Genomic DNA, 22463 nt, shown 5'->3' with positions numbered 1-22463 from the left:
TTTATTATTACATTTCTTCTCTTTATAACAAAAGAATGTAGTTACATTACGTAATTTCATTTTTAACTATTTCCTTCTAAAATTTTGAAGTTTTATTATAAAAACTTTGTCTTAAATTTAGCTTAATAAAAAATTGAAAGAAATAAGATTCCTCTTATCTCTTTCAATTTTTTATTACATATACCTTTTTACTCGGCAACTCTAAACAATTTAGCTGACCGCCATACACAGCCCCGCCATCAATCCCAATAATACGATTACTACCAAAATACACTCCGCAATCCTCACTACCATGAAGCGTTTTTGTTTCCGTATGCCCAAATACAACAACCTTTTCACCGCTATATCCATTATGAAATTCATTACGGATCCACATTAATGTATATGGTTCAGATTCAGAAACTCGTTTCATCGGTTCAACCCCAGCATGTACAAATATATACTCTTCTGTTTCAATGTAATGATCTAATTCTTGAATAAACTTTATATGTTCCTCTAATACACGAGAGTGTAAAATCGGTTTTTGGAAGTCTTTCTCATTAACCGCAATATCTTCTTCTACAAATCCATAGCTATATAATGTCTTATCTCCACCATTTCTTTTTACCCAATGGTTCCATGAACGTTCCTCATTTGTCGTTAACGCCTTAATCATCATATCTTCATGATTTCCTTTTAAAATGAGTGCTCCCTCTTTTTTCAATTCTCTTACCTTTTCAATTACAGCACGCGCATTTGGACCACGATCTACATAATCTCCCAGTAAGATTAATTGATCCTGTTTCGCATCATATTGAGCTTCTTCCAATAACTGTTCGAACTTTTCTATCTCTCCATGAATATCACTAATAACAAGAATTCTTTTCATATTATCCCCCCTCTTTCTAATTATAGTTCAAAACGACAGAAAGTTCAGAATTGAAATCCCGCATTAACGGGCAGTAAGCCCCCCACTGATTACAGTTTCACTTTATTACAAACTAAACTATTATCCTTACAACAATGTAAGTCTCTTGTCATCCAATTCGATAGTTGTAATTACTGTATTTCCTTATACTGAGAGTAAGAAATGAAACAAAAAATAAGGAGAGATGAGAGATGAAAAAAGTAATGGAAGTTGTAGTAGCGGTAGTAGAGGTTTTCGTAAATGGTAAACAAGTCGCAATGGAGTTAAATAAATAATGAAAAGGACAACATTCACTCTAGACCCTTTACTCATATAAAAGAGATAAGACTTCATCATTTCTTTGATCCCTTATCTCCCTATAGAGAAAGCCGTATCCCTTTTAAGGATACGGCTTTCTCTTATTTTTGACTCGTACGAGCTGAAATGCTAATTGCTCTATCTGTTGCTTTGGCAGCTTCATCTAACGCTTCTTTACTATTCTTCCCGTCATACATCGCTTCTAATGCTTTTACAACTGCATCTCGTGATTCTGGGAATACACTAATTAAAGCCCCTTGTGTTGCTGGAGATTGCTTCGTCGCTTGCAATTGATCTACTGTTACTTTCAACTGTGGATATTTTTCATATTGCTCTTTTACTAATGGCTCATTATATGCATCTGGATTAATTGAGAAATAACCTGTTGCAGTATGCCATTTTGCTTGTACGTCTGGCTTCGTTAAATATTTCATAAAGTCCCAAGCACCTTGTTGCGTTTCTTCTGAAACCATATTCGTCATCCATAATGATGCTCCACCAATAACAACACCATTTTGTTTCGAATCCTCTGGATACGGAATATATGAAACACCTACATTAAACTTAGATGCATCGATTAAATCACGAACACCTGCTGAAGAATCTAAATACATAGCAACTTGTCCAGACTGGAACGCGGCACGAATATCATCCCAACTTGCTCCATACTTTCCAAGGGCGCCAGCTTTATTTAAATCATCTAACATTCCAAATACTTTCTGTCCTTCTTTACCGTTAAATACCGCCTTCTTTGCAGCATCTTTACGGCCGTTTTCGTTATCTACATATAAAGCACCTTGTGTCGCTAACAATTCTTCAAAGAACCAACCGTAGTTAAGCATGGAGAATCCATATTGTTTTACATTTCCGCCTTCTTTAATCGTTAACTTTTTCGCTGCTTCTTGTAATTCCGCATATGTTTTTGGAGCTTTCTCTGGATCTAAGCCCGCCTTTGCGAAAGCATCTTTATTATAAATTAATACTGGTGTAGATGAATTAAATGGCATAGAATACATTTTTCCATCAACTGAATAATAATTTGTAATTGCTTTTTCTAATTTTGACGTATCGTACTTATCTTTTTTTATCCAGCTATCAATTGGTGTGATTTTTTTACTATCAATCATATATTTCGTTGTAATTTCACTCGATTGAACAAGAGCTGGCGCTTCTTTCGTTGCAGACATCGTTCTAAATTTCGTTAAAGACTCTTCATACGTCCCTTGGAACTCTGCCTTTATCTCATATTTATTTTGCGACTTATTATAGTCTGCAACAAGACCATCTAATACTCCTTGTGTTTTTCCACCCATCGCATGCCAGAAGCGAATTACAGTTTTATCACCATTTTTTTCAACTGGTGCTACTTTTGCCTGTGCTTCAGGTTTTCCCTCTGTTTTACTATTTGAACAAGCTGCACTAGATAATGCCATTGTTGCTACCATTAATAGAGCAGCACCTTTTTTAACTAGACTCATTTAAATCCCACCTTCTCTTAGTTATTTAATTGCACCTTTTGTTAATCCTTGTTGTAATTGCTTTTGCCCTAAAAATAGTAAAATCAATGTTGGAATAACGATAACCGTAACACCGGCCATTACGCTTCCCCAATCAGTTGCAACTTCTTGAGACTGAAGCTGCTTTACACCGATTTGCACTGTTCTTACTTTTTCATCAGTGGTCACTAAAAGTGGCCATAAATACATATTCCATGTTGTTAAAAAGCTATATACTCCAAGCGTAATAAAACTCGTTTTACAATACGGTATTACAACGCTGAATAAAAATCTTATATTTCCAATCCCTTCAATAAAAGCAGCTTCTTTCAGTTCATTCGGAAGTGTCATAAAATGTTGACGTAACAAGAAAATACCGAAAGCTGTTGCAAAAAACGGCACTGTCATCCCGGCGAAACTATTGATCCAGCCAAAGTTTTGAATCGTTAAAAAGTTAGGCACCATCGTTGCTTCCCACGGAATAAGCATCGTTGAAATAAACAGGAAGAAAATTAAGTTTCTCCCTTTAAACTGAAGAAAAACAAAAGCATAAGCTGCTAAACTTGATACGATAAGTTGTCCAATCATAACGACTGTCGATACAATTAAACTGTTATATAAGTATGTAAAAAGCGGTACTTTTTGAAAAATATTAATGAAATTATCAAAAGTAAACTGGGTCGGAAATAACCTTCTCATTTGAATATCGTCTGGTGTCATAAAGCTTATTAAAAATGCATACAGTACAGGAAAAAATACCATCACTGCACTAATAATGAGTAGCATGTATAATAGGAAATTTTGTTTCCACTGTTTAACAATCATTTATAATGCACCTTTCTCTCAGCAAACTTAAATTGAAGTAATGTAGCAACGAAAATGAAAACAAATAATACCATCGCTTGTGCACTTGCTGTTCCAAATTGATGATTCACAAACGCCTCTTTGTAAATCGAGTACACAATTAAATTCGTTGCATCATTTGGTCCACCGTGCGTTAAAATATCAATTTGTCCAAAGCTTTGGAACGCACTAATTAATGTTACTGTTACAATAAAGAATAAAGTTGGTGATAGCATCGGTAATGTAACACGGCGAAGCTTATATAAATAACTAGCGCCATCTATAGATGCACTCTCATATAAAGACGTATCAATATTTTGTAAACCACCTAATATAACTAAAAATGCAAAACCTGTATTCACCCAAACTGTTGTAACTGATACAGAGAATAGTGCCCAGTCCGGACTCGTTAACCATGCGATTGCAGGAAGGTTCATAGAGGCTAATATATTATTAAATAATCCTACACTTGGATGAAATAAAAATAGCCAAATCACTGCACTAGCAGCTACTGATATTCCCATCGTCGAAGAAAACAGAACTCGGAATAACCCAATACCTCTTACCTTTCCATTTGCAATCAATGCAAGAAACAAAGCAAATATAATACTCGTAGGAACTGTATATAAAACAAATAATAAAGTTGATTTTATACTTTTGTAGAAGGCTGGATCAGAGAATAAATATTGATAATTTTCTAAGCCAACGAAAAGATTAGCTTCTCCATGTATATCGGTTAAATAAAAACTATAATAAATCGTCCTAAACAATGGATAGAACAGAAAAATCGAAAATAGCAAAATAGATGGCGCCAAAAACAATAATCCTATTCTTAAATCTTTCGTTCTCTCCCATAATTTTTTCTTTTTTGACACCTTTGTTTGAACTGGTAACTTACTTACTTCGATCATTATTTCGCCACCACTTTCAACTCTTCTTCAGCTACCACTTTTAAGCGTTCATTCGTGTTTTCGTTAAAGAAGCATAACTTTTCTTGCGAGAATAATAATTTTACTTTGTCACCTTTGTTCAGGAGTAACTGTCCTATAACTTTCGCACTCCAAGTTGTTCCATTTACCGCAAAGTTCAATATAGATTCATTCCCTAATACTTCTACAGATTGCAACGTCACTTCTTGTCCCTCCTCAGACAGTGCAATATGCTCAGGGCGCATGCCTATGCGAATTGTTCCTTCTGGTAATTGCTTTAACTGTCTAATAGATAATGGAATTTGCAATTGTCCTATATGTAATACACCTTTTTCTTTATTTACTTCCCCATCATTTATATTCATAGAAGGAGAACCTATAAAGCTTGCAACAAATTCGTTTGCTGGTTCGTTATATATGTTAAGTGGTGTTCCAACTTGCTGTATACTTCCTTTATTTAAAACCATGATACGATCACCCATAGTCATCGCTTCTATTTGATCGTGGGTAACGTAAATCATCGTAATTCCTAATCGCTGCTGAATTTCTCTAATTTCAATTCTCATTTGCGCACGTAATTTCGCATCCAAATTCGAAAGTGGTTCATCCATTAAACAGATTGGCGCTTGACTCACAATTGCCCTGGCAAGTGCAACACGCTGTCTTTGTCCGCCTGATAATTGGCCTGGTTTCATTTTCACATACTCTTTCAGTCCTACCATTTCAATAGCTTCCATTAATCGCTTTTGTCGCTCTTCTTTTTGTACTTTTCTTACCTTAAGTCCAAATAAAATATTTTCTTCTACAGATAAGTGTGGATATAATGCATAATTTTGAAATACCATTGATAGATTACGGTCTTTCGGCTCTAGATCATTTGCAACACGTTCATTAATAATTAAATCTCCTGAAGAAATCTCTTCTAAGCCAGCGATCATTCGTAATAATGTGCTTTTCCCGCATCCCGAAGGTCCAACTAAAACAAAAAATTCACCCTTCTTAATATGAACCGATACGCCTTTAACCGCTGTCTCTTCTGCATTTTTATATACCTTTGAAACATTTTTCAATTCAATCACAAGGTTGCACTCCTTTTTTCTTCTTGTATCCATACTTCATAATGACTTGTTGAAATCGCACTTGCTCCTGCACGAATTGCAATTTCCGCATCTTCTCGCGTTTGAATCAGCCCTCCTGCAATAATAGGAAACTCTATTTCCTCTACTAGTTGCTTAATAATAGAAGGCATAATCCCCGGCATAATCTCTACTGCATTTGGTTTAGTCGTTTTACAATTTTCAATTGATTTAGTAAGAGATAAAGTATCTACAATAAAAATACGTTGAATTGTTTTCAATCCAATTTTATTAGCATTTCGAATTGTTGAACCCTTTGTTGAAATAATACCTTGTGCCCCGATAACATCTTGAATATACAAAAGCGCTTCCTCTGTATTCGTATTTAAGCCTTGTATAAAATCACAATGAAGAAATACATCATGTTCATGTTTCTGCAATTCATATACACGCTCTGGTAATTCCAGCATTGAACCAGTCATAAGAAAAACTGTTTTCGGCAATTTTTTGTATGCTTTGTATCCTTTCCAATCCTTTATCATCGCAATATAAGGTTCTTTAAACATTTATTCCACCTAACTGTTCTATTTTTATCCAAACTAAAAACACCTACTTACATAGAACGCCTTTCTCCTTATTTGAACTCTAGGGAATAGAGCACACCTAAGAAAGTGGCACATTATATGTAAGTGGGTGTTCTCAAATGTTCTCTACCCTAGTTATTTTGTTACCTTTACTATATTACGCATTTATTAAGTCAGTTTTGATAGATTGTTAATTAGGTGTTAATCAAATGTTAATATTCACCATATCATTATTTACATTAATCTAGATATTAAAATATAAATAAATAGAACGAAACAATACTTAAAATTCAATCAATATGTAAATTCATTCCATAGTTAATGATTTTTAGTTTGCTTGCCACTGCTTGCAAACTAAAGTTATCCCAAGCAGTACTATAAAGTGGAATGCGCCTTTTCTCTTGTATTGATATGGCCTAGGCTGTAACAACATCAGTACCATATCCGTTCCCTTGAAACTCAGCTAAAGTTTCCACACTTGCCTCAGCAGCTACGGGCGTACTTCTGGCACTGCAACAAACAGAAACTACTTTTTCATTTTTTACAATTGCCAAATAAGGTTGCCTCCTTATTTACTCCATTTACCATCCATTCATAATCTATTTTTCATGTTCAAAATAAAAATCCCATTCAAATACACATTACTGAATCCATCATACTAACTGATTTCTTCATTCTGTCTATCTAAATGGGATTATTTTTCGTTTTTTACTCTACTGGTTGTTGTGGCTGTACTACTTCATTCGCTCCAGCTACCCTCAACATATTTACAATATCTTTAAAACCTCTTTTTTCAGCGTATTGCAGTGGTGTCAGATGTTCCTTGTTAGCCATGTTTACATCTGCACCGTGATCAATAAGTAATTGAATTACTTTCTTATGGTTTTCACTACCATTTCCTAATACAATTGCTTCTAATAACGCTGTTCCACCACGTTCATTTTTATAATTCACATCAATATCTGTATGCTCTAATAATTCTTTAACAACCTCTACATGGCCACGCTCAGATGCAGAAATAAGTGCTGTCCCACCTGACCTAGTCGTTTCTTTCGTATTAACTCCTGCATTAATTAATACTTTTACAATATCCGTATATCCTTCTCTACTTGCATAAAGAAGTGGATTACTTTTTTTCTCATCTTTAATTTCAATATTAGCACCTGCACCAATTAATGCTTTAACTGTCTCTACATGATTTTGGTACGTCGCTGCAAGGACAGGCGTTTCTCCGTTGTCACCTTCTACGTTTATATTCGCTCCATCCTGAATCAACTTCATAGCTGTCTCTGTGTCTCCAAGAGTAGCTGAAAGTAACAACTGTTTGTCCATTAAATTTATACTTTTCTCTTCTTTAGATTCTTCCTGTTCTTTATGCTTCTCTTTTTTCTTCTCATTTTTCACATGAACCGGTTTCGATTCTGGTTCTTCTTGCTTATCGCAAGCCACTACCGTCATTAAAAGTCCTAATAAAATACATAATAAAATTTTTTGTTTTCTCACAACTACAGCTCCTATGAAAGATAATGTTTTCTTAACCATTCCTCCATCACATACAATAACTCTTCTTGAGTACATTTATCCATAAGCCCTTTAGATTCCTTCTTTAATCGGATTATCTTAAGCTTATACTATGTTTCTCAACCTATTGAAATGATACGCCTGATGGCCCCATCATTAACATTATGAAGCAATTAGTTTAGCACGTTTTTACCGCATTTGTATACATTTCTAAAAAGTACATAAAGTGAAACTTTAATTAGTGGGGGTTTTGTTCATCCACCACTAATTATTAGCCCACACCAGTTGGGCTTTTACGGGCAGCCCGACTCCACCTAACTTCTTTGCTTTCACTAAATTTTGAGGTGGGGATCTTACCGCCCGTTAATGCGGGATAAATGATTGCTTTAGGTTACTATATTCCATTGTAACCGTTCTTCTAAAAATTTTACACCTTTTCTATTATTAATGATGTCCACCATGATTTCCTGCCTTCGGTTTCCCCATCATCTCTTTATTCATTTCCCATTTATGCTCTGCTAGCTCTTTATACGAAAGAACTTTCCCCTTATAGTTAGATACAAAGCTCTCTGCATCTTTTTTATTTTTAAATGAGATGACATTATAAGCCATCGGTGTCGTTATTGTTTTATCATATACGTAAGTAGCGTCTTCTAACGAAATCCAATCTTTCGAATCATAATCTCGGACAAATTTCTCTTTCGTCTTTTCATCTGAGTTGATCTCCATCCATTTATACATACAACCGATATCATCAAACTTTAACGCTTTTCCATTTTCTAAAATAATTTCTGTTGCAAATTGATTATCTGTTACCCCAATTTGGCAAATATCACATTTATCATGTTTCTCATCAATGGCAACAGCTGCTGTTTCCTTTTTCCCACACCCGACTACCGTAAATACGAAACATATACATATAGCAAGTACGACATATTTTACTTTCATCAATATTCCTCCCTAGAAACCGTATACTCCACGAAAAGAATACCAAAAGGTTGTGTGAGATTTGTGAAAAAACAATGTGCTTTTTGTAATATAGAAAACAAAAAAAGATGTGTAGTTATTTCTACACATCTCTCATCACTCGCAACCTGTAATTAACAAATCATCTTCTAATTTAACTAATAATGTATCCGCACTAATTTCCTGTCCAACTTCTACATTTACCAATCTTATATTTCCACTAATCCCGACTGCAATTTTTTTAAGCTCACCGTCATTTTTTCGGATCATCAGTAATTTTTCCCATTCATATACGTAAGAAGATTCATTAATAAAAATCTCCTCTACTTTTCCTTCATAAGAGCTATAAATCTCTTCAATTCTCGTTTTCATATAACATCTACTCCCTATTTCACACTTCACTATTTTCATCTTATTCTACCATTCTTACGAGAAGCAGCTTACTTTTTAAAAATTCAAATTAACTACCGTGAACAAAATGAACAAAATAAAAATTATGCTTCTAATGATGTTATTTTTCAAATTATTTACCATTTGAATAGATGCTTTTATTATAAATAAAAAACCTTTTTCTGAATTTTTATTCTATTTTGAAAGCGCAATCATTCTTTTAAGGGGGAAATTACATGTTAGCACTACTTGGATTTGCGATGGTATTTGTCTTTATGTTTTTAATTATGACGAAACGTATGTCAGCGCTAGTAGCATTAATATTAATTCCGAGTGTTTTTGCATTAATTGGCGGATTCTATGCCAATATGGGGCCTATGATGTTAGAGGGGATTCAAAAATTAGCACCTACTGGTATTATGCTTATGTTCGCTATTTTATATTTTGGGATTATGATTGATAGCGGTTTATTCGATCCTGTCATTAGTAAGATTTTAAAATTTGTAAAAGGAGATCCTTTAAAAATCGTTGTCGGAACGGCTATATTGACTATTATCGTTTCTCTAGATGGTGATGGTACAACAACATACATGATTACAGTTTCCGCAATGTATCCACTATATAAGCGCCTTGGAATGAACCCCCTCATATTAGCTGGAGTTGTTATGTTAGGGGCAGGGGTAACAAATCTTACACCTTGGGGTGGACCGACAGCTCGTGTTATGAGCGCACTTGGACTTGAGGCTTCCGAATTATTTACACCTCTTATTCCTGGAATGATTGCTGGTGCAATTTGGGTTGTTTTCGTTGCCTACTATCTTGGAAAAAAAGAAAGAAAACGTTTAGGAATTATGGATGTACAGTATTTAAAACAAATGCAAACAATGGATGAGCAAGCTGCAACTGTCGAAGCAGCAGTGCATAAACGCCCTAAACTTCTATGGATTAACTTTTTATTAACCGCCACATTACTTGTCTGTCTCATACTAGAAGTTATGCCGTTACCTGTTTTATTTACAGTCGCTTTTGCTATCGCTGTTATGATTAACTATCCAAACTTAGAGCAACAGAAAGAACGTATTGCTTCTCATGCTGGGAATGTATTAGCAGTTGTTTCTCTCGTATTTGCTGCCGGTATTTTCACTGGTATTTTATCTGGAACAAAAATGGTAGATGCCATGGCTAACAGTGTAGTAACTCTTATACCAGATGCACTTGGACCACAATTGCCAATTATTACAGCTCTTCTTAGTATGCCATTCACATTTTTCATGTCCAATGATGCATTTTACTTTGGGGTATTACCTATTTTAACTAAGGCTGCTGCTACTTACGGAATTAGTGCAGCTGAAATGGGACGTGCTTCCTTACTTGGGCAACCCGTTCACTTATTAAGTCCTCTTGTCGCTTCCACTTATTTATTGGTCGGAATGGCAAAAGTTGATTTCGGTGAACATCAACGCTTCACTTTATTATGGGCCGTTGGAACGACAATGGTTATGTTAATTACCGGAATTGTAATTGGGATTATTCCAATATAAGATGCAAAAAAAACAGTAGAAGGAATAAAATCCTCTACTGTTTTTTATTATGAAGAAACAAGAAAATAACGTCTCTCCGGTCTCCCAACACTTCCATATATTAGCTCTGCGTGGACTTTCTTCCCAGATATCAAATACTCTAAATAACGCCTTGCAGTTGATCGGCTTACGCCTACCATTGAACTTAGCACCTCTGCTGTAATCCCTTCTTCATTAACTGTTAACATATGCTTTTTTATTTTCGCTAAAGTTAAAGGATCTATCCCTTTCGGGGCATATTCTATTTGATCTCCCTTCACCCCTCTTTGAGACCATAAATATTCAATTTGCTCCGTAGATAATTGATTATTTTTCTTTAACTGTATAATCTTTTTTTGATAGCCTTCCAGACTTGCTTTAAATCGGTCAAACATTAGTGGCTTTACGATATAATCTGTTACTCCGCCCCGCAGGGCGTGCCTCACTACATCTGTTTCCGATGCCGCTGTAATCATAATAATATCTGTATCGTGCAAATGATGCCTAATATATGTGACAAGTTCCGTTCCTTGCATATCAGGTAAGTACACATCTAATAAAACAAGCTGTGGCTTCACAAGCTCTAGCCATTCTTTCGCTTGTTCTCCAGTCGTTGCCGTTCCAATTACTTTAAATCCCTCAATTTTCTCAGTAAAACGACGATGAATGTCAGCAATCCGAATATCATCTTCTACAATTAATACTTCAATCTCCTCACCCATTACTATTCGCCTCTCTCTTTCGGTAGTGCAATAATAAATAACGCACCACCTAAATCCCCTTTTTCAATTGCAATACTTCCATTTAAATCTTCTACTAACTCTTTCACTTTTGCTAATCCATATCCTCGCTCTCCTCCTTCTTTCGTCGAAAAGCCTTTATAGAATATGCTAGTAATTATTTCATCATGAATCCCTTGTCCTGAATCTTCCACTTCAATTAATATTTCTTCTCCAATATCAGTTACAAACATCCTTACTCTCTTATCATTCTCTTCATTTTTTTCAATTGCTTCAAATGCATTCGTAATTAAATTTCCTAAAATAGAAACGACATAATTACTCTCAATATGTGGACTTAATTTGTCTAAACCACTTTCTCTATCTAGCATAAAATCAATCTTCAACTCTCGTGCTCTATTATAAAATCCAATTAAAATTCCACCTAGCCATGGATTTTGAATCCGCTTCATAATAAATTGAACAAAATCTTGATATACCGCTGTTTCCTTATGAATAAGCTCTAAAGCATCTTCATATGATTCTAATTGGATAAGACCTGAAAGCGTATACAATAAATTGTTATATTCGTGCGCTTGCGCTCGTAATGCCTCTGTATATTGCTTCGTCTGAGATAATTCTGCTGTTAACTGATCCATTTCAGATTTCAAACGTAAGCTCGATACAACGCCAGTTACTTTATTCTTTACTTTAATAGGTAGACGGTTCGCAATAACAGCCTGTCCTTTTATATTTAATTGGCGATCAAACTGTTCTTCACCAGTTTGAAGTACATCTAGTATCGTTGAATTAGGAATTACATTTAAAATAAATTCCCCAATAATATTTTGTTGTTTATCTAGCGAAAGAATATCATAAGCTGCTTGATTGACTAAACTAATCATGCCATTTTTATCGATTACAATAATCCCTTCACGTACAGATTGAATCACTGTACTATGCTCTTCATATAAAGATGAAATTTCTTCTGGTTCCATACCGAACATCATTCTTTTTATACTTGCCGCTAAATATATAGAGCCGATTACTCCAATTAATAGCCCTATTATTGTAATCCAAAATACACGCTTTCCATACACCTCTACCGCTCCATGAATATCATCCATTGAAAATCCAACAGACACCACACCAATGATTTCATTTTCCTGATTACGGATTGGAACTTTTCCGCGTAATGAAGGGCCTAATGATCCAGTTGCTTTCGAAACATATGATTTTCCTTCTAATAAAACGCCTTTGTTATCTCCACCAATCATCGCTTCTCCTATTTTATCTCGCTCAGGATGTGCATATCGAATCCCCTCTTTATTTCCAACTACAATGAAGTCAGCCTCTGTATCCATTCGAATTCTTTCTGCAATCGGCTGAATAATAGAAGCTGGGTTTTCTTTTTGAAAAGCTTCCTTTATTTCAGGTATAGCAGCAACTGTTTTCGCAACATGCAAAGCCCTTTTGCCAATTTGCTCTTCTACCGTTTCAGATAATATGTAATAAAATAAATAATTCGTTAGCATAAGTACAACTAAAATAAGTGTACTAATAGTTAATGTAATTCTCGGTTGGAGTTTTAATTTTTTTAATTTCAAAACCATTCCCCTAACATGATTAAAGATAGAATTTAAAGAATATACAGTCTCTTTAATTATACTTAATCATAACACGGTTACTCTATATTTCTTTCTTTTTCTCTTCATAAAAAAAGAAACGAAGTAAAATTACTACCTCGTTTCTTAACATTCGTTATTACACTTTAAACTTACTAATCATCTCTTGTAATTCTTCTGCCATTTGTGATAAATGGACTGCTGCTGCATTTATTTCATCTACTGAAGCTAATTGTTCCTCAGAGGAACCAGCAATATTTTGAACGCTTGCTGCATTTTCTTCAATTGTAGCTGCAATTTCATTAATAGATGCACTTACTTGCTTTGCATCTACCGTCATTTGTTTTGCTACATCTACCATGTTATCAATTTGTACAACTGTATCATCCGTAGATTTCAATATTTCAGCAAAGCTTTGCTTCGTTTCATTTGCAACTACAAGTCCTGATTGTACTTCTGCTCCAACTTGATTCATAGAGCTTACTGTTTCTTTTATATCAAATTGAATCTCTTTCACTAGTTTCCCAATTTCCGTAGAAGACTGTCCTGATTGTTCTGCTAGCTTTCGCACTTCATCTGCTACAATTGCAAATCCTCTTCCTTGCTCTCCAGCTCTCGCAGCCTCAATTGCCGCATTTAACGCTAATAAATTTGTCTGTTCTGCAATATGTTGAATCACTTCAAGGATTGCTCCAATTTGTTTCGACTTATCGTCTAACAAACCAATGATTTTGTCTGACTGTGAAACAGACTCATGAATTAATTGCATTTGATTCACAGTTTGTTCAACTAACTTCCCACCATTTTCAGCTTTTTTCTTCGTATACATAGAGGCTGTAGATACTAATGAAGAACTATCTGCAACACGCTGAATTCCTTCTGTAACTTCTTCTAACAATGTTGCTCCTTCTTCAACTTCTTTCGTTTGTATTTCTGCACCACTTGATACTTGCTCTATCGCCTGTGTAATTTGTTCCGTCGCTTCGCTTGTCTGCTTCATACTAGCTGTTAATTCTTCTGAAGATGCCGCTACATGACTTGCTGAAGTGTTTATATTGGAAATGACACTTTGTAACGATGCAGCCATCTCGTTAAAACTTTCTCCTAGCTGTCCAATTTCATCTTTAGAATGAACTGTAATTGATTCTGTTAAATCACCTTCACTAATCTTCTTCGATGATATGACAAGTTGTTTTAACGGTTTAATAATAGACGCAATTATGAAGTAAATTACAATCCCACCGATTATTAGTGAAATTCCAAGAACAGTTACTGTTTTATAGAAAATAGGTTCAGCCGCTTCGATAATTTCTTTGGAAGGCATAATTCCTGCTATTTTCCACCCAGTTTTCTTATTCGTTTTAAAAGTGATATTGCGATCTTCACCATCTAATGAATAATGAAAATCCCCAGCTTCCTGTTTATACAATTCTTTACTAAGTTTCTCTTCTAATTTCTCTCCTGGCTTCATTTTCGGGTGCGCTACTACATTTTTATCTTGATCAAATATCGCTACATATCCTTCCTTACCGATATTAACCATCTTGGAAGTAGTAACAATATCATTAATGATTAAGTCAATCCCAAGAACTCCACTTTTATCCTCGTTTTGCTTTGCTAGTGTAATAACAATATTCCCTGTCGTTTTTGACTTATATGGAGCAGTTACAATTACTTCTCCGCTTTTCTTCACGGCCTCTTTATACCAATCTCTTTCTGTAGGATTATATCCATCTGGCATCTGAATAGCTGGTGATTGAATGAACTGTCCATTACTAGATCCTGTATAGATTGCTTCCATTTCTGGATGCAGTTTATTGTATTCTTCTAGTTTATTTTGTATGTTTTGAATTTGATCTGCTTGGTAACTTGATTGTGTGAATAATTTCGTAAAATAAGTTGCATCTACTTTTTTACTATCCAATTCTTTATTAATTACATTATCCAAAATTTTTATATTATCTTTCGCCGAGTTTAAAATCGTTTCATTAAAATTCGTCTTCGCCTGTTGATAAGACGTCCAACCAATTACAATACTTGGAAGAACTAAAATAATAATAAATGATACAAGTAACTTTGTTTTTAAACTACTACTCCTTAGTTTCCCTTGAAACATACTTCTACCCCTCCATACCGTTTTAAATGTAATTAATTAACATTTAATCTTTCTATAAAAATAATACGATTTAAATGTATCGATGAGACTCTCTATCTTTTTCTACATCATAAAGAATTGATACATATCTTTTTCATTCTATATAAATTAAATAATTAAAACAATGTATAAAAATGTATATTATTCGAAATATTATAATTCACAGAAGAACCTCTAGTATTTCACTTACTAGAGGTTCTTTCCACCTTATTATTCTTTATCTTTTTCTACTTCTTTTTTCTCATCTTCTACTACAGATACAACAGGTTTATCACTTGATAATTGTTGCACTGCTCCTTTTCCTGCAAATCCTTCTAATAGCTCTTTTAAGTCAATTCCAGAAGAAGCCTTTAACGTTTCTTGCATCGTTGCCATTAAATCAGTGGCATAGCCCGCAACTTTTCCGGCCCCGCTATTTTTACCACCGCCGCCTGTATCGACAACTGTGATTTTATCAATATTACTAAGCGGACTTGCAACTTCCTTCGCATAACTTGGAAGCATTTTAAGAACCATATCCATAATTGCCGCTTGACCATATAATTCAAATGCTTCAGCAATTTTTTGTTTCGCTTCTGCTTCTGCTAAACCTTTTAATCTAATAACATCTGCTTCTGCTGTACCTTGCGCTTTTTGTACTTCCGCTTTCGCTTGACCTTGCGCTTTTTCGATTTCCGCCTTCGCTAAACCTTCCACACGTACTTCTTCCGCACGAGCTCTCGCTTCAGCTTCAATCTTATATTGATCCGCATCTGCCTTTTTAATTTGTTTTACTTTTTCTGCTTCTGCTGATTGCTCAACAGCATAGCGATCTGCATCTGCTTTTTTCTTAACTTCTGCATCGTATTGCTTTTCACGACGCGCAATCTCTTTTTCTTCTAACTCGATTTGCTTTTCACGCTCAATAATTTTAACGCGCATTTGCTCTTCTGTAACACCTTGTTGTGCTTTCGCTTGTTGTAATTCGTAAGAAAGATCCGCATCTGCACGTGCTTGCTCTTGTTCTCTCTTATAGGACTGTACTTTTAATTCTTTATGTTTTTCAGCTTCAGCGATTTGTGCATCACGTTGATATTCTGCTTCTTTTGCCTCTTTTTCAGCACGTGCTTTTTCAATACGTGCTTCTTTTTCACGCTCTGCATTTGCAATTGTTGCATCACGCTTAACTGTCGCAATTTGCGGCTGACCAAGCGCATCTAAGTATCCGTTTTTATCCATTATTTCTTTAATTGTGAAAGAAACAATGCGAAGTCCCATTTTCTTTAAATCTGTAGAAGCTACTTCATGTACCTTTTGAGCAAATTGCTCTCTATTACTATACGCATCCTCTACTGTCATAGAAGATAAGATTGCACGTAAGTGACCTTCTAAAACCTCTTTTGCTTCTACTTTTAACTCTTCTGTTTCTTTTCCTAAATATTGCTCAGCTGCAGTAGATACTTCTTCAATTGTAGAACCTACTTTAATAATAGAAACACCATTTACTGTAACTGGAACACCTTGCTTCGTATACGTATCACGTGTACCAACTTCTAATTTGTAGTTTAATAGGCTTAAAGGCTCTGCTCTTTGCATAATTGGAACTACGAAAGTACCGCCCCCGCGGATAATCTTAATCTTCTTTCCATCATCAGTGGTAACAACATTCTTTCCTCCACCAAGCCAGTTCCCTGTAACAATTAACGCTTCATCTGGACCAACCGTACGATACTTCGTAATGAATACTAAAATGAGTAGAATTAAAATTGCCAGTAAAACTCCACCGATAATTAATGGAATCGTCATGTAAATTCCCCCTTATAATTTTGGTTTTTTTAAAGAATAAGCGATGTTTTGTACAAGTAAAACACCATCTTGGACTCCCTCGATAATAACCTCTGTTCCTTGCGAAATATCTTTTTTTCCAACAGTTTTAGCTGGGATTGCATTACTTCCAAATTGGGATAAAATTAATACTTCACCAAATCCTTCTGTAGGAATTGTCGTAATGACTTCTCCTTTGCAACCAATAAATTCATCCATACGTTGCATCGTATTTTGTTCTGCTTCTGCAATCGGTTTTAAAATTAGTATTTTCATGATGAAAACACCGATAAAAGATATAGCAAATGCAGCCCCGAAAATAGTAATACTATTAAAGGAAAATAAGTACTCTCCTATATAACTAAGCCCACATAACATGGCGAAGAAACTAAGTAATAAAGTAACAACGGATACAGATCCGCCCCCAAAACTAAATATCGATTCAAATATATCTCCAAAGAAGATATAAATAACAGTGAGTATAGTAGCAATAATAAATCCATATAAATAAATTGTTTCAAGTGGATAACCAAACAAGACCATTCCTTATCCCCCTTTCTTAAACAATCCCTTTTTTGTTATGTGTATGCCCCACCTCTTTCAAAGATTATAGTTCTTAATTTTCAGTTATTTACTCTTTAAAGAAAAGCCTGTAAAACAGGCCCCTAAAAAAGAACAGGAGAAACCTATTGTGACAGGCTCCTCCTAGAAAATAACCGATATATTATATATCTATATAATATACTATTTTCCACAAAAAGTAAAGTTAAACATACATTGGAAAAGCGCTTATTTTCCCCCGATTGGTGTGGGCTAATAATCATTGGGGGATGAATGATTAAAGTTTCACTTTACTGATAATGAGTACGTTCCATCGCCATTATCATATTTATATACATACAAGTAATACTTGCCTGGTTTTGCATTAAATTTCGCTTCTATATGATTCCCATTGGCTTGACCGTAAGCTGCATAATTTTGCATATCTGATTCATGGTGAAGTACCCATGTCATCCCAATTCCATACTCATTTAAAACAGAAATGTCGATATCTTTCGCTGATGCTACATTAAATGTATAAACATCAGTGTGGTCCCCGCCAATAAGATTACCTTTTATCGTACTATTTAGCCCGATACGATTTGCTTCCTCTGGACGATTATTTGGTTCTGATTCTGTTAAACTTCCATCTTTAATCGTAACAGTTGTTTCGCTTCTACTCTCTTTGCCTTTATCATCTTTTACTCTTAACGATACTTTATAAGAACCTTCTCTTTCATATACATGTACTGGATTCACTTCTACACTTGTGCTTCCATCTCCAAATTCCCATAAATAAGAAACAATTTTTCCATCTTCATCGTTTGAGCCATCACTTTTAAATTGAATTCCCTCTTTTACAAGACCGCTATAAGGGCCATTTATATTAACCGTTGGAGCTTTATTTTCTCCATCATCTTTTGCGATTCCATGGAAGACTACATCATATTCAAATTCATTTGAGCTATTCACACGATAATTGACGAAGTATGCTGTAACAGTTTTGTAGCCACTCCATTCTTTTTGCGCCAATTGTTCTAAAGATTCATTTACTCTTTTACTCATTGCTTTCCAATCTTCTGATTCACCTTTTGTGACACTACCTGTATACGTACCTTCTAATGTAAATGTATTAAAGAATTGAGAATTATGTTTTGTCATTTTTGTATCTTTCATAGGCAACGTATCACTAATTTCTTTTTTCACTTCAGTTAACGATTTCGGTGCATGTTCAGCTAAATAATCATCTGCTACTTCCGGTACATTATATTTATCTTGATTATCAATTAACTGCTGCATATACTCTTGATACTCTTTATTTAACTTAGGATCTTTACTTAGATTTTCACGATATGCATCATAATTTTTCACGTCATTCGCACGAATCAAATCTTGAATTTTATCAAATGTTTCAAACTGATGCGTATATAAGTAAGACTGCAATGCGAACGAGTAATTATAGAAATCCCAAGAACCGTATTTAGCAAATAGTGTACGCTCTGCTGTATAACGGCTTGCAGGATCAGATGATAATCCGCTAATTATACTCTTTCTTGGTACAACGTTATTCGTACGAGTAGATCCTGCGAAAAACTCTGCATTTCCTTCTTGGAACCAAGTTAGCCTTTCATTTTGATACATATCTCCTCTTCCAAATAAACCAGGAACTTCATATCTCCCTTGCAGATAATGAGTAAATTCATGACGGAATAACTCTTCTAAACTATAAATACTTTGCTCTGGTGTACGCTCATATGTAAAGAATGTACCTGTCTCTTCAATATAAATTCCACCGTTGTTTGTTTCATATCCATACAATTGTCTATTTAACTGATATTCATCTGGACTATTATAAATTACGATCGTTAATACATCATCCGCATTTCCTGGCTCTAACGCTTTGTCATTTCCAATTACACGGTGATACTGTGCCTTTACTTCCTTCGCAGCCCAATATAGTCTCTTAATTTTTTCTTCTGATACTTTATCTCCTGTTTTGAACACAATTGATCCATCGTCGAATGTATACGTTTTTGGTAGGTATTGCTCTTTTCCTTCTTTACGTATTTTCTCTAAATCTACTGTATTCCCGCTATAATCTTTACCATTATAATTTGTTGTAATTTGTTCTACCGCAACAAAATACGGTTCACTTAAGCGCGGGTACATATGCATTGCTTGTGTAACAACCTCTAATCCTTTATTTGGATTGCTATGAAACTTCCCTAAACGGCTAGCAAAATAAATGCCATTATTAACGAGCCATTTATTTTCTGGCGTTACTTCATTTAGAAGAGCAATACGATTTATTTCATTAATAAACCCATCTACTTTTCCATACCACATCGTTTCATTCGCTTCTTTACGAGCCTCAGTTAAGTACGACTGCATATCATAGTCAATACCTTGCATAATATCGTATATTGCTTGTCCCTTCATTCGATCATTTACATAAGTAGTATAATTATCATTGTATTGCTTTAAAATATTCGATGCATATTGAACCGTTTCAACATCGCTTGAAGCATTACTAATTAATTTACCGTACGCAGATACGACTGTATCTTGTTCAACTGTACCAAGCTTAAAGTTTGGATTTTTTGCGATTGCTTTTAAAGCAGGTAAACATTTATCCTGGAAGCTTCTTTCATTTAAGTCGCTTAATTCACTATTATAAAATGCAAGATAAAAAGCTGAACGCAGCACTTCAGTAAACGTTTGAATTCCTTTTGAATCATCTTTCGTAAATGTACTACCTCTATGAGCTAATTCATCTATAATGACTTGCATTTTTCCTTTATCTTTATAAAAAGCCTTTGCATCTTCATTAAACTGGAATAAGTCTGTAATTTGGTGCCATTTAATACTGCCTAACGTTTCAACTAATTCTTGGTCATTCATTTTGTTTAAATCAGCCATTGAATAGCTTTCTTTAACCTGCTTTACTGCAGTTTTCTTCTTAATAGATGCTGGTCGCTGTGAAAAATCTCCTACTTTTAAACGTTCTTGAAATGATAAAGTTTCATCAACTTTTGAAATATGTCCAACTTCATCTACCGACTTTTCAATTCCAACCGGTTTCGTTTTTAACACGTTATACGGTACTTTTTCTTCCGCTGCTGCATGAGTTTGAAGTGCGCCTAACGATAAAGCCATTGTACTAATGCTAAGCATCACTTTATTGATCTTTGATTTCTTGTTCATATCCTTGCCCCCTATTTTAATATTCCATTCAAGAATTTAACATAAAATCTGGATGTAACAATATAAAATGCAATATTTCATATTATTTCTTCCTATAATTTGTACATATCGTGAACGCATTGCTCTTTACCTCCCTAAAACAAATTGCATCCTTTCACATTATAAAAAGGGAATTTTTTGACAATTAAAAACTTAATTGTTATGATTATTATAATTGTTAACTTTATTAAATAAGGGTGGGATTCTATGATAAAAAAAGAAAACAGTGTATTTTATATCTCCTTCTTGCTAACAACATTATTCATTATATGGGGAATTACCCCAGCAAGTTGGATACAAGGCTACGATTTACAAAGTGTTACATCTTCTTTAAACTCATTTATCCTCAATAAATTTGGATGGTTTTACTCTCTACTTATGACTACAATGATTATTTTGGCTGCTTATTTAGCATTTTCCAAGTACGGTTCTATTCGTCTTGGTAAAGATGGAGAAAAGCCAAAATATAATTATCCATCTTGGCTATCCATGTTGTTTGGGGCAGGAATGGGAATTGGACTCCTCTTTTATGGAATCGCTGAACCGATTTCACATTTTACAGATCCATTAACAGGAAAAGCGGGGACAGAGGAAAGTGCCAAACTCGCTATGCAATATTCATTTTTCCACTGGGGTCTCTTTCCATGGTCACTATACGCAATGGTCGCTTTAACAATTGCATATTTCACATTCCGCAAACAAAAAGGTAGCACTATCGGGGCTACAGTTACTCCATTATTTAATCGATCGAAAAATTCTCGTATCGGAAAAACAGTCGATATTTTAGCTGTTTTAGCCACAGTATTTGGCATTGTACCATCTGTTGGGATTGGTGCTCAACAAATTGCTGGAGGATTAAGCTATTTATTCCCTTCTATTCATAACACTTTACTTACACAGCTCGTACTTATCGCCATCTTCGCCGTTTTATATTTAACGAGTGCACAAACTGGCTTAGATCGTGGGATTAAATATTTGAGTAACTTAAATTTCTCTCTTGCAGGTATTTTACTCGTCTCCTTTTTATTTTTAGGGCCAACCGTATTTATTATGAAATATTTCACATCTACACTCGGTTCTTATATTGGAGCTTTGCCTAGTATGGGATTAAATTTAGGAGCATTTAGTGAAAAATCTTCTTCTTGGATTGAAAACTGGACTATTTTCTATTGGGGATGGTGGATCTCTTGGTCTCCATTCGTCGGCACATTTATCGCACGTATTTCTAAAGGGCGCACAATAAAAGAATTTATTTTTGGAGTTGTATTAGTCCCGACTCTTATCTGTACATTTTGGTTTGCAGTATTTGGTGGTACCGCAATCCATATGGAAATGTTCCAATCGCTTGGAATAGCTGATGAAATTGCAAAAAATGGTACAGAGATTGGATTATTTGCTGTTATTTCACACCTACCATTCTCTACATTTTTAACGATTATCGGGTTGATTCTAGTAGCCACATTTTTCGTTACTTCTGCCGATTCAGCAACATTTGTCGTTTCCATGCAAACGAGTAACGGAAGCTTATCACCGAAAAATAGTTTAAAACTTATATGGGGATTAACAATCGCGATAATTGCCGCTATTTTATTACAAGCTGGAGGATTAAATGCACTACAAATCGCAGCTATCATCGCAGCACTACCATTTTCTATCGTAGTCGTTCTTATGGTCATTTCGCTCTTTAAGGAGCTGCGAAAAGAAGATGTTAATTTGCAAACAAAAGAAGTATCTCAAAAAATAAAAAAGGTTATGTAACGATTAGCACCTCAAATTACTTCTGAATCCGTAACAACTGAGGGAAAAGTAG

Annotated in this window: 17 protein-coding genes and 2 pseudogenes; 2 read left to right on the top strand and 17 right to left on the bottom strand. The window is 34.8% G+C overall.

Annotated elements, in window-relative coordinates:
* Window positions 1-163: 163 nt before the first annotated feature.
* The 10 genes and pseudogenes from V6946_RS02825 to V6946_RS02780 form a co-directional block, all read right to left on the bottom strand.
* A complete protein-coding gene (locus V6946_RS02825) occupies window positions 164-868 on the bottom strand; it encodes a metallophosphoesterase family protein (RefSeq protein WP_000821975.1) in 705 nt (234 codons plus the stop codon).
* Window positions 869-1305: 437 nt separating this feature from the next.
* Entirely contained in the window at window positions 1306-2682 is a 1377-nt protein-coding gene (locus tag V6946_RS02820; protein WP_000060602.1) for an ABC transporter substrate-binding protein, read from the bottom strand.
* A 21-nt stretch (window positions 2683-2703) separates the two neighbouring features.
* Window positions 2704-3525, bottom strand: coding sequence for a carbohydrate ABC transporter permease (locus V6946_RS02815; protein ID WP_000635946.1), 822 nt, complete (start codon window positions 3523-3525; stop codon window positions 2704-2706).
* Window positions 3522-4454 (bottom strand): carbohydrate ABC transporter permease, encoded by a 933-nt coding sequence (locus tag V6946_RS02810; protein WP_000573797.1) that lies wholly within the window; start codon window positions 4452-4454, stop codon window positions 3522-3524. Before V6946_RS02810 ends, V6946_RS02815 begins: the two co-directional genes overlap by 4 nt.
* Window positions 4454-5551 (bottom strand): ABC transporter ATP-binding protein, encoded by a 1098-nt coding sequence (locus V6946_RS02805; RefSeq protein ID WP_000571390.1) that lies wholly within the window; start codon window positions 5549-5551, stop codon window positions 4454-4456. The genes V6946_RS02810 and V6946_RS02805 overlap by 1 nt, the downstream gene beginning before the upstream one ends.
* The gene (locus V6946_RS02800; RefSeq protein ID WP_006925062.1) at window positions 5548-6114 is read right to left on the bottom strand and encodes a glycerol-3-phosphate responsive antiterminator; all 567 of its coding nucleotides are present in this window, start codon (window positions 6112-6114) and stop codon (window positions 5548-5550) included. The genes V6946_RS02805 and V6946_RS02800 overlap by 4 nt, the downstream gene beginning before the upstream one ends.
* Window positions 6115-6422: 308 nt before the next feature.
* A pseudogene (locus tag V6946_RS02795) lies at window positions 6423-6698 on the bottom strand (GNAT family N-acetyltransferase); the annotation flags it as partial.
* A gap of 142 nt (window positions 6699-6840) precedes the next feature.
* Complete coding sequence (locus V6946_RS02790) at window positions 6841-7710, bottom strand: ankyrin repeat domain-containing protein (RefSeq protein ID WP_000287336.1); 870 nt, start codon at window positions 7708-7710, stop codon at window positions 6841-6843.
* Between the two features lie 387 nt (window positions 7711-8097).
* Complete coding sequence (locus V6946_RS02785; RefSeq protein WP_006925065.1) at window positions 8098-8601, bottom strand: nitrous oxide reductase accessory protein NosL; 504 nt, start codon at window positions 8599-8601, stop codon at window positions 8098-8100.
* A gap of 135 nt (window positions 8602-8736) precedes the next feature.
* Entirely contained in the window at window positions 8737-8991 is a 255-nt protein-coding gene (locus V6946_RS02780; RefSeq protein ID WP_000857376.1) for a hypothetical protein, read from the bottom strand.
* 254 nt (window positions 8992-9245) lie between these two features.
* On the opposite strand from V6946_RS02780, the gene V6946_RS02775 reads away from it, so the two are divergent.
* On the top strand, window positions 9246-10550 hold the full coding sequence (locus V6946_RS02775) for a CitMHS family transporter (protein WP_000880474.1): 1305 nt from the start codon (window positions 9246-9248) through the stop codon (window positions 10548-10550).
* A gap of 47 nt (window positions 10551-10597) precedes the next feature.
* Here V6946_RS02775 and V6946_RS02770 read toward each other — a convergent pair whose 3' ends face one another.
* The 7 genes and pseudogenes from V6946_RS02770 to colA form a co-directional block, all read right to left on the bottom strand.
* Complete coding sequence (locus V6946_RS02770; RefSeq protein WP_000503461.1) at window positions 10598-11290, bottom strand: response regulator; 693 nt, start codon at window positions 11288-11290, stop codon at window positions 10598-10600.
* Between the two features lie 2 nt (window positions 11291-11292).
* Complete coding sequence (locus V6946_RS02765; RefSeq protein ID WP_366981992.1) at window positions 11293-12900, bottom strand: sensor histidine kinase; 1608 nt, start codon at window positions 12898-12900, stop codon at window positions 11293-11295.
* Window positions 12901-13051: 151 nt separating this feature from the next.
* On the bottom strand, window positions 13052-13912 hold the full coding sequence (locus V6946_RS02760; RefSeq protein WP_372584302.1) for a methyl-accepting chemotaxis protein: 861 nt from the start codon (window positions 13910-13912) through the stop codon (window positions 13052-13054).
* 81 nt (window positions 13913-13993) lie between these two features.
* Window positions 13994-15028: pseudogene (locus V6946_RS02755) on the bottom strand (cache domain-containing protein); the annotation flags it as partial.
* A 249-nt stretch (window positions 15029-15277) separates the two neighbouring features.
* Window positions 15278-16852: a flotillin family protein gene (locus V6946_RS02750; protein WP_000155019.1), complete on the bottom strand. Its 1575-nt coding sequence runs from the start codon at window positions 16850-16852 to the stop codon at window positions 15278-15280.
* Between the two features lie 12 nt (window positions 16853-16864).
* On the bottom strand, window positions 16865-17413 hold the full coding sequence (locus V6946_RS02745; protein ID WP_000242444.1) for an NfeD family protein: 549 nt from the start codon (window positions 17411-17413) through the stop codon (window positions 16865-16867).
* A 303-nt stretch (window positions 17414-17716) separates the two neighbouring features.
* The gene (gene colA, locus V6946_RS02740; protein ID WP_001036404.1) at window positions 17717-20614 is read right to left on the bottom strand and encodes a collagenase ColA; all 2898 of its coding nucleotides are present in this window, start codon (window positions 20612-20614) and stop codon (window positions 17717-17719) included.
* A 246-nt stretch (window positions 20615-20860) separates the two neighbouring features.
* Between colA and opuD the strand changes: the two genes are divergently transcribed.
* Window positions 20861-22411 carry a glycine betaine transporter OpuD gene (gene opuD, locus V6946_RS02735; RefSeq protein ID WP_006925079.1) on the top strand — a complete coding sequence of 517 codons (1551 nt, stop codon included), beginning with the start codon at window positions 20861-20863 and terminating at the stop codon, window positions 22409-22411.
* Window positions 22412-22463 lie beyond the last annotated feature (52 nt).

It is taken from the genome of Bacillus sp. PPSBB_2, from assembly GCF_045291115.1.
GTDB classification, from domain to species: Bacteria; Bacillota; Bacilli; order Bacillales; family Bacillaceae_G; genus Bacillus_A; species Bacillus_A cereus.
This window is presented reverse-complemented; position numbering and strand designations above follow the sequence as displayed.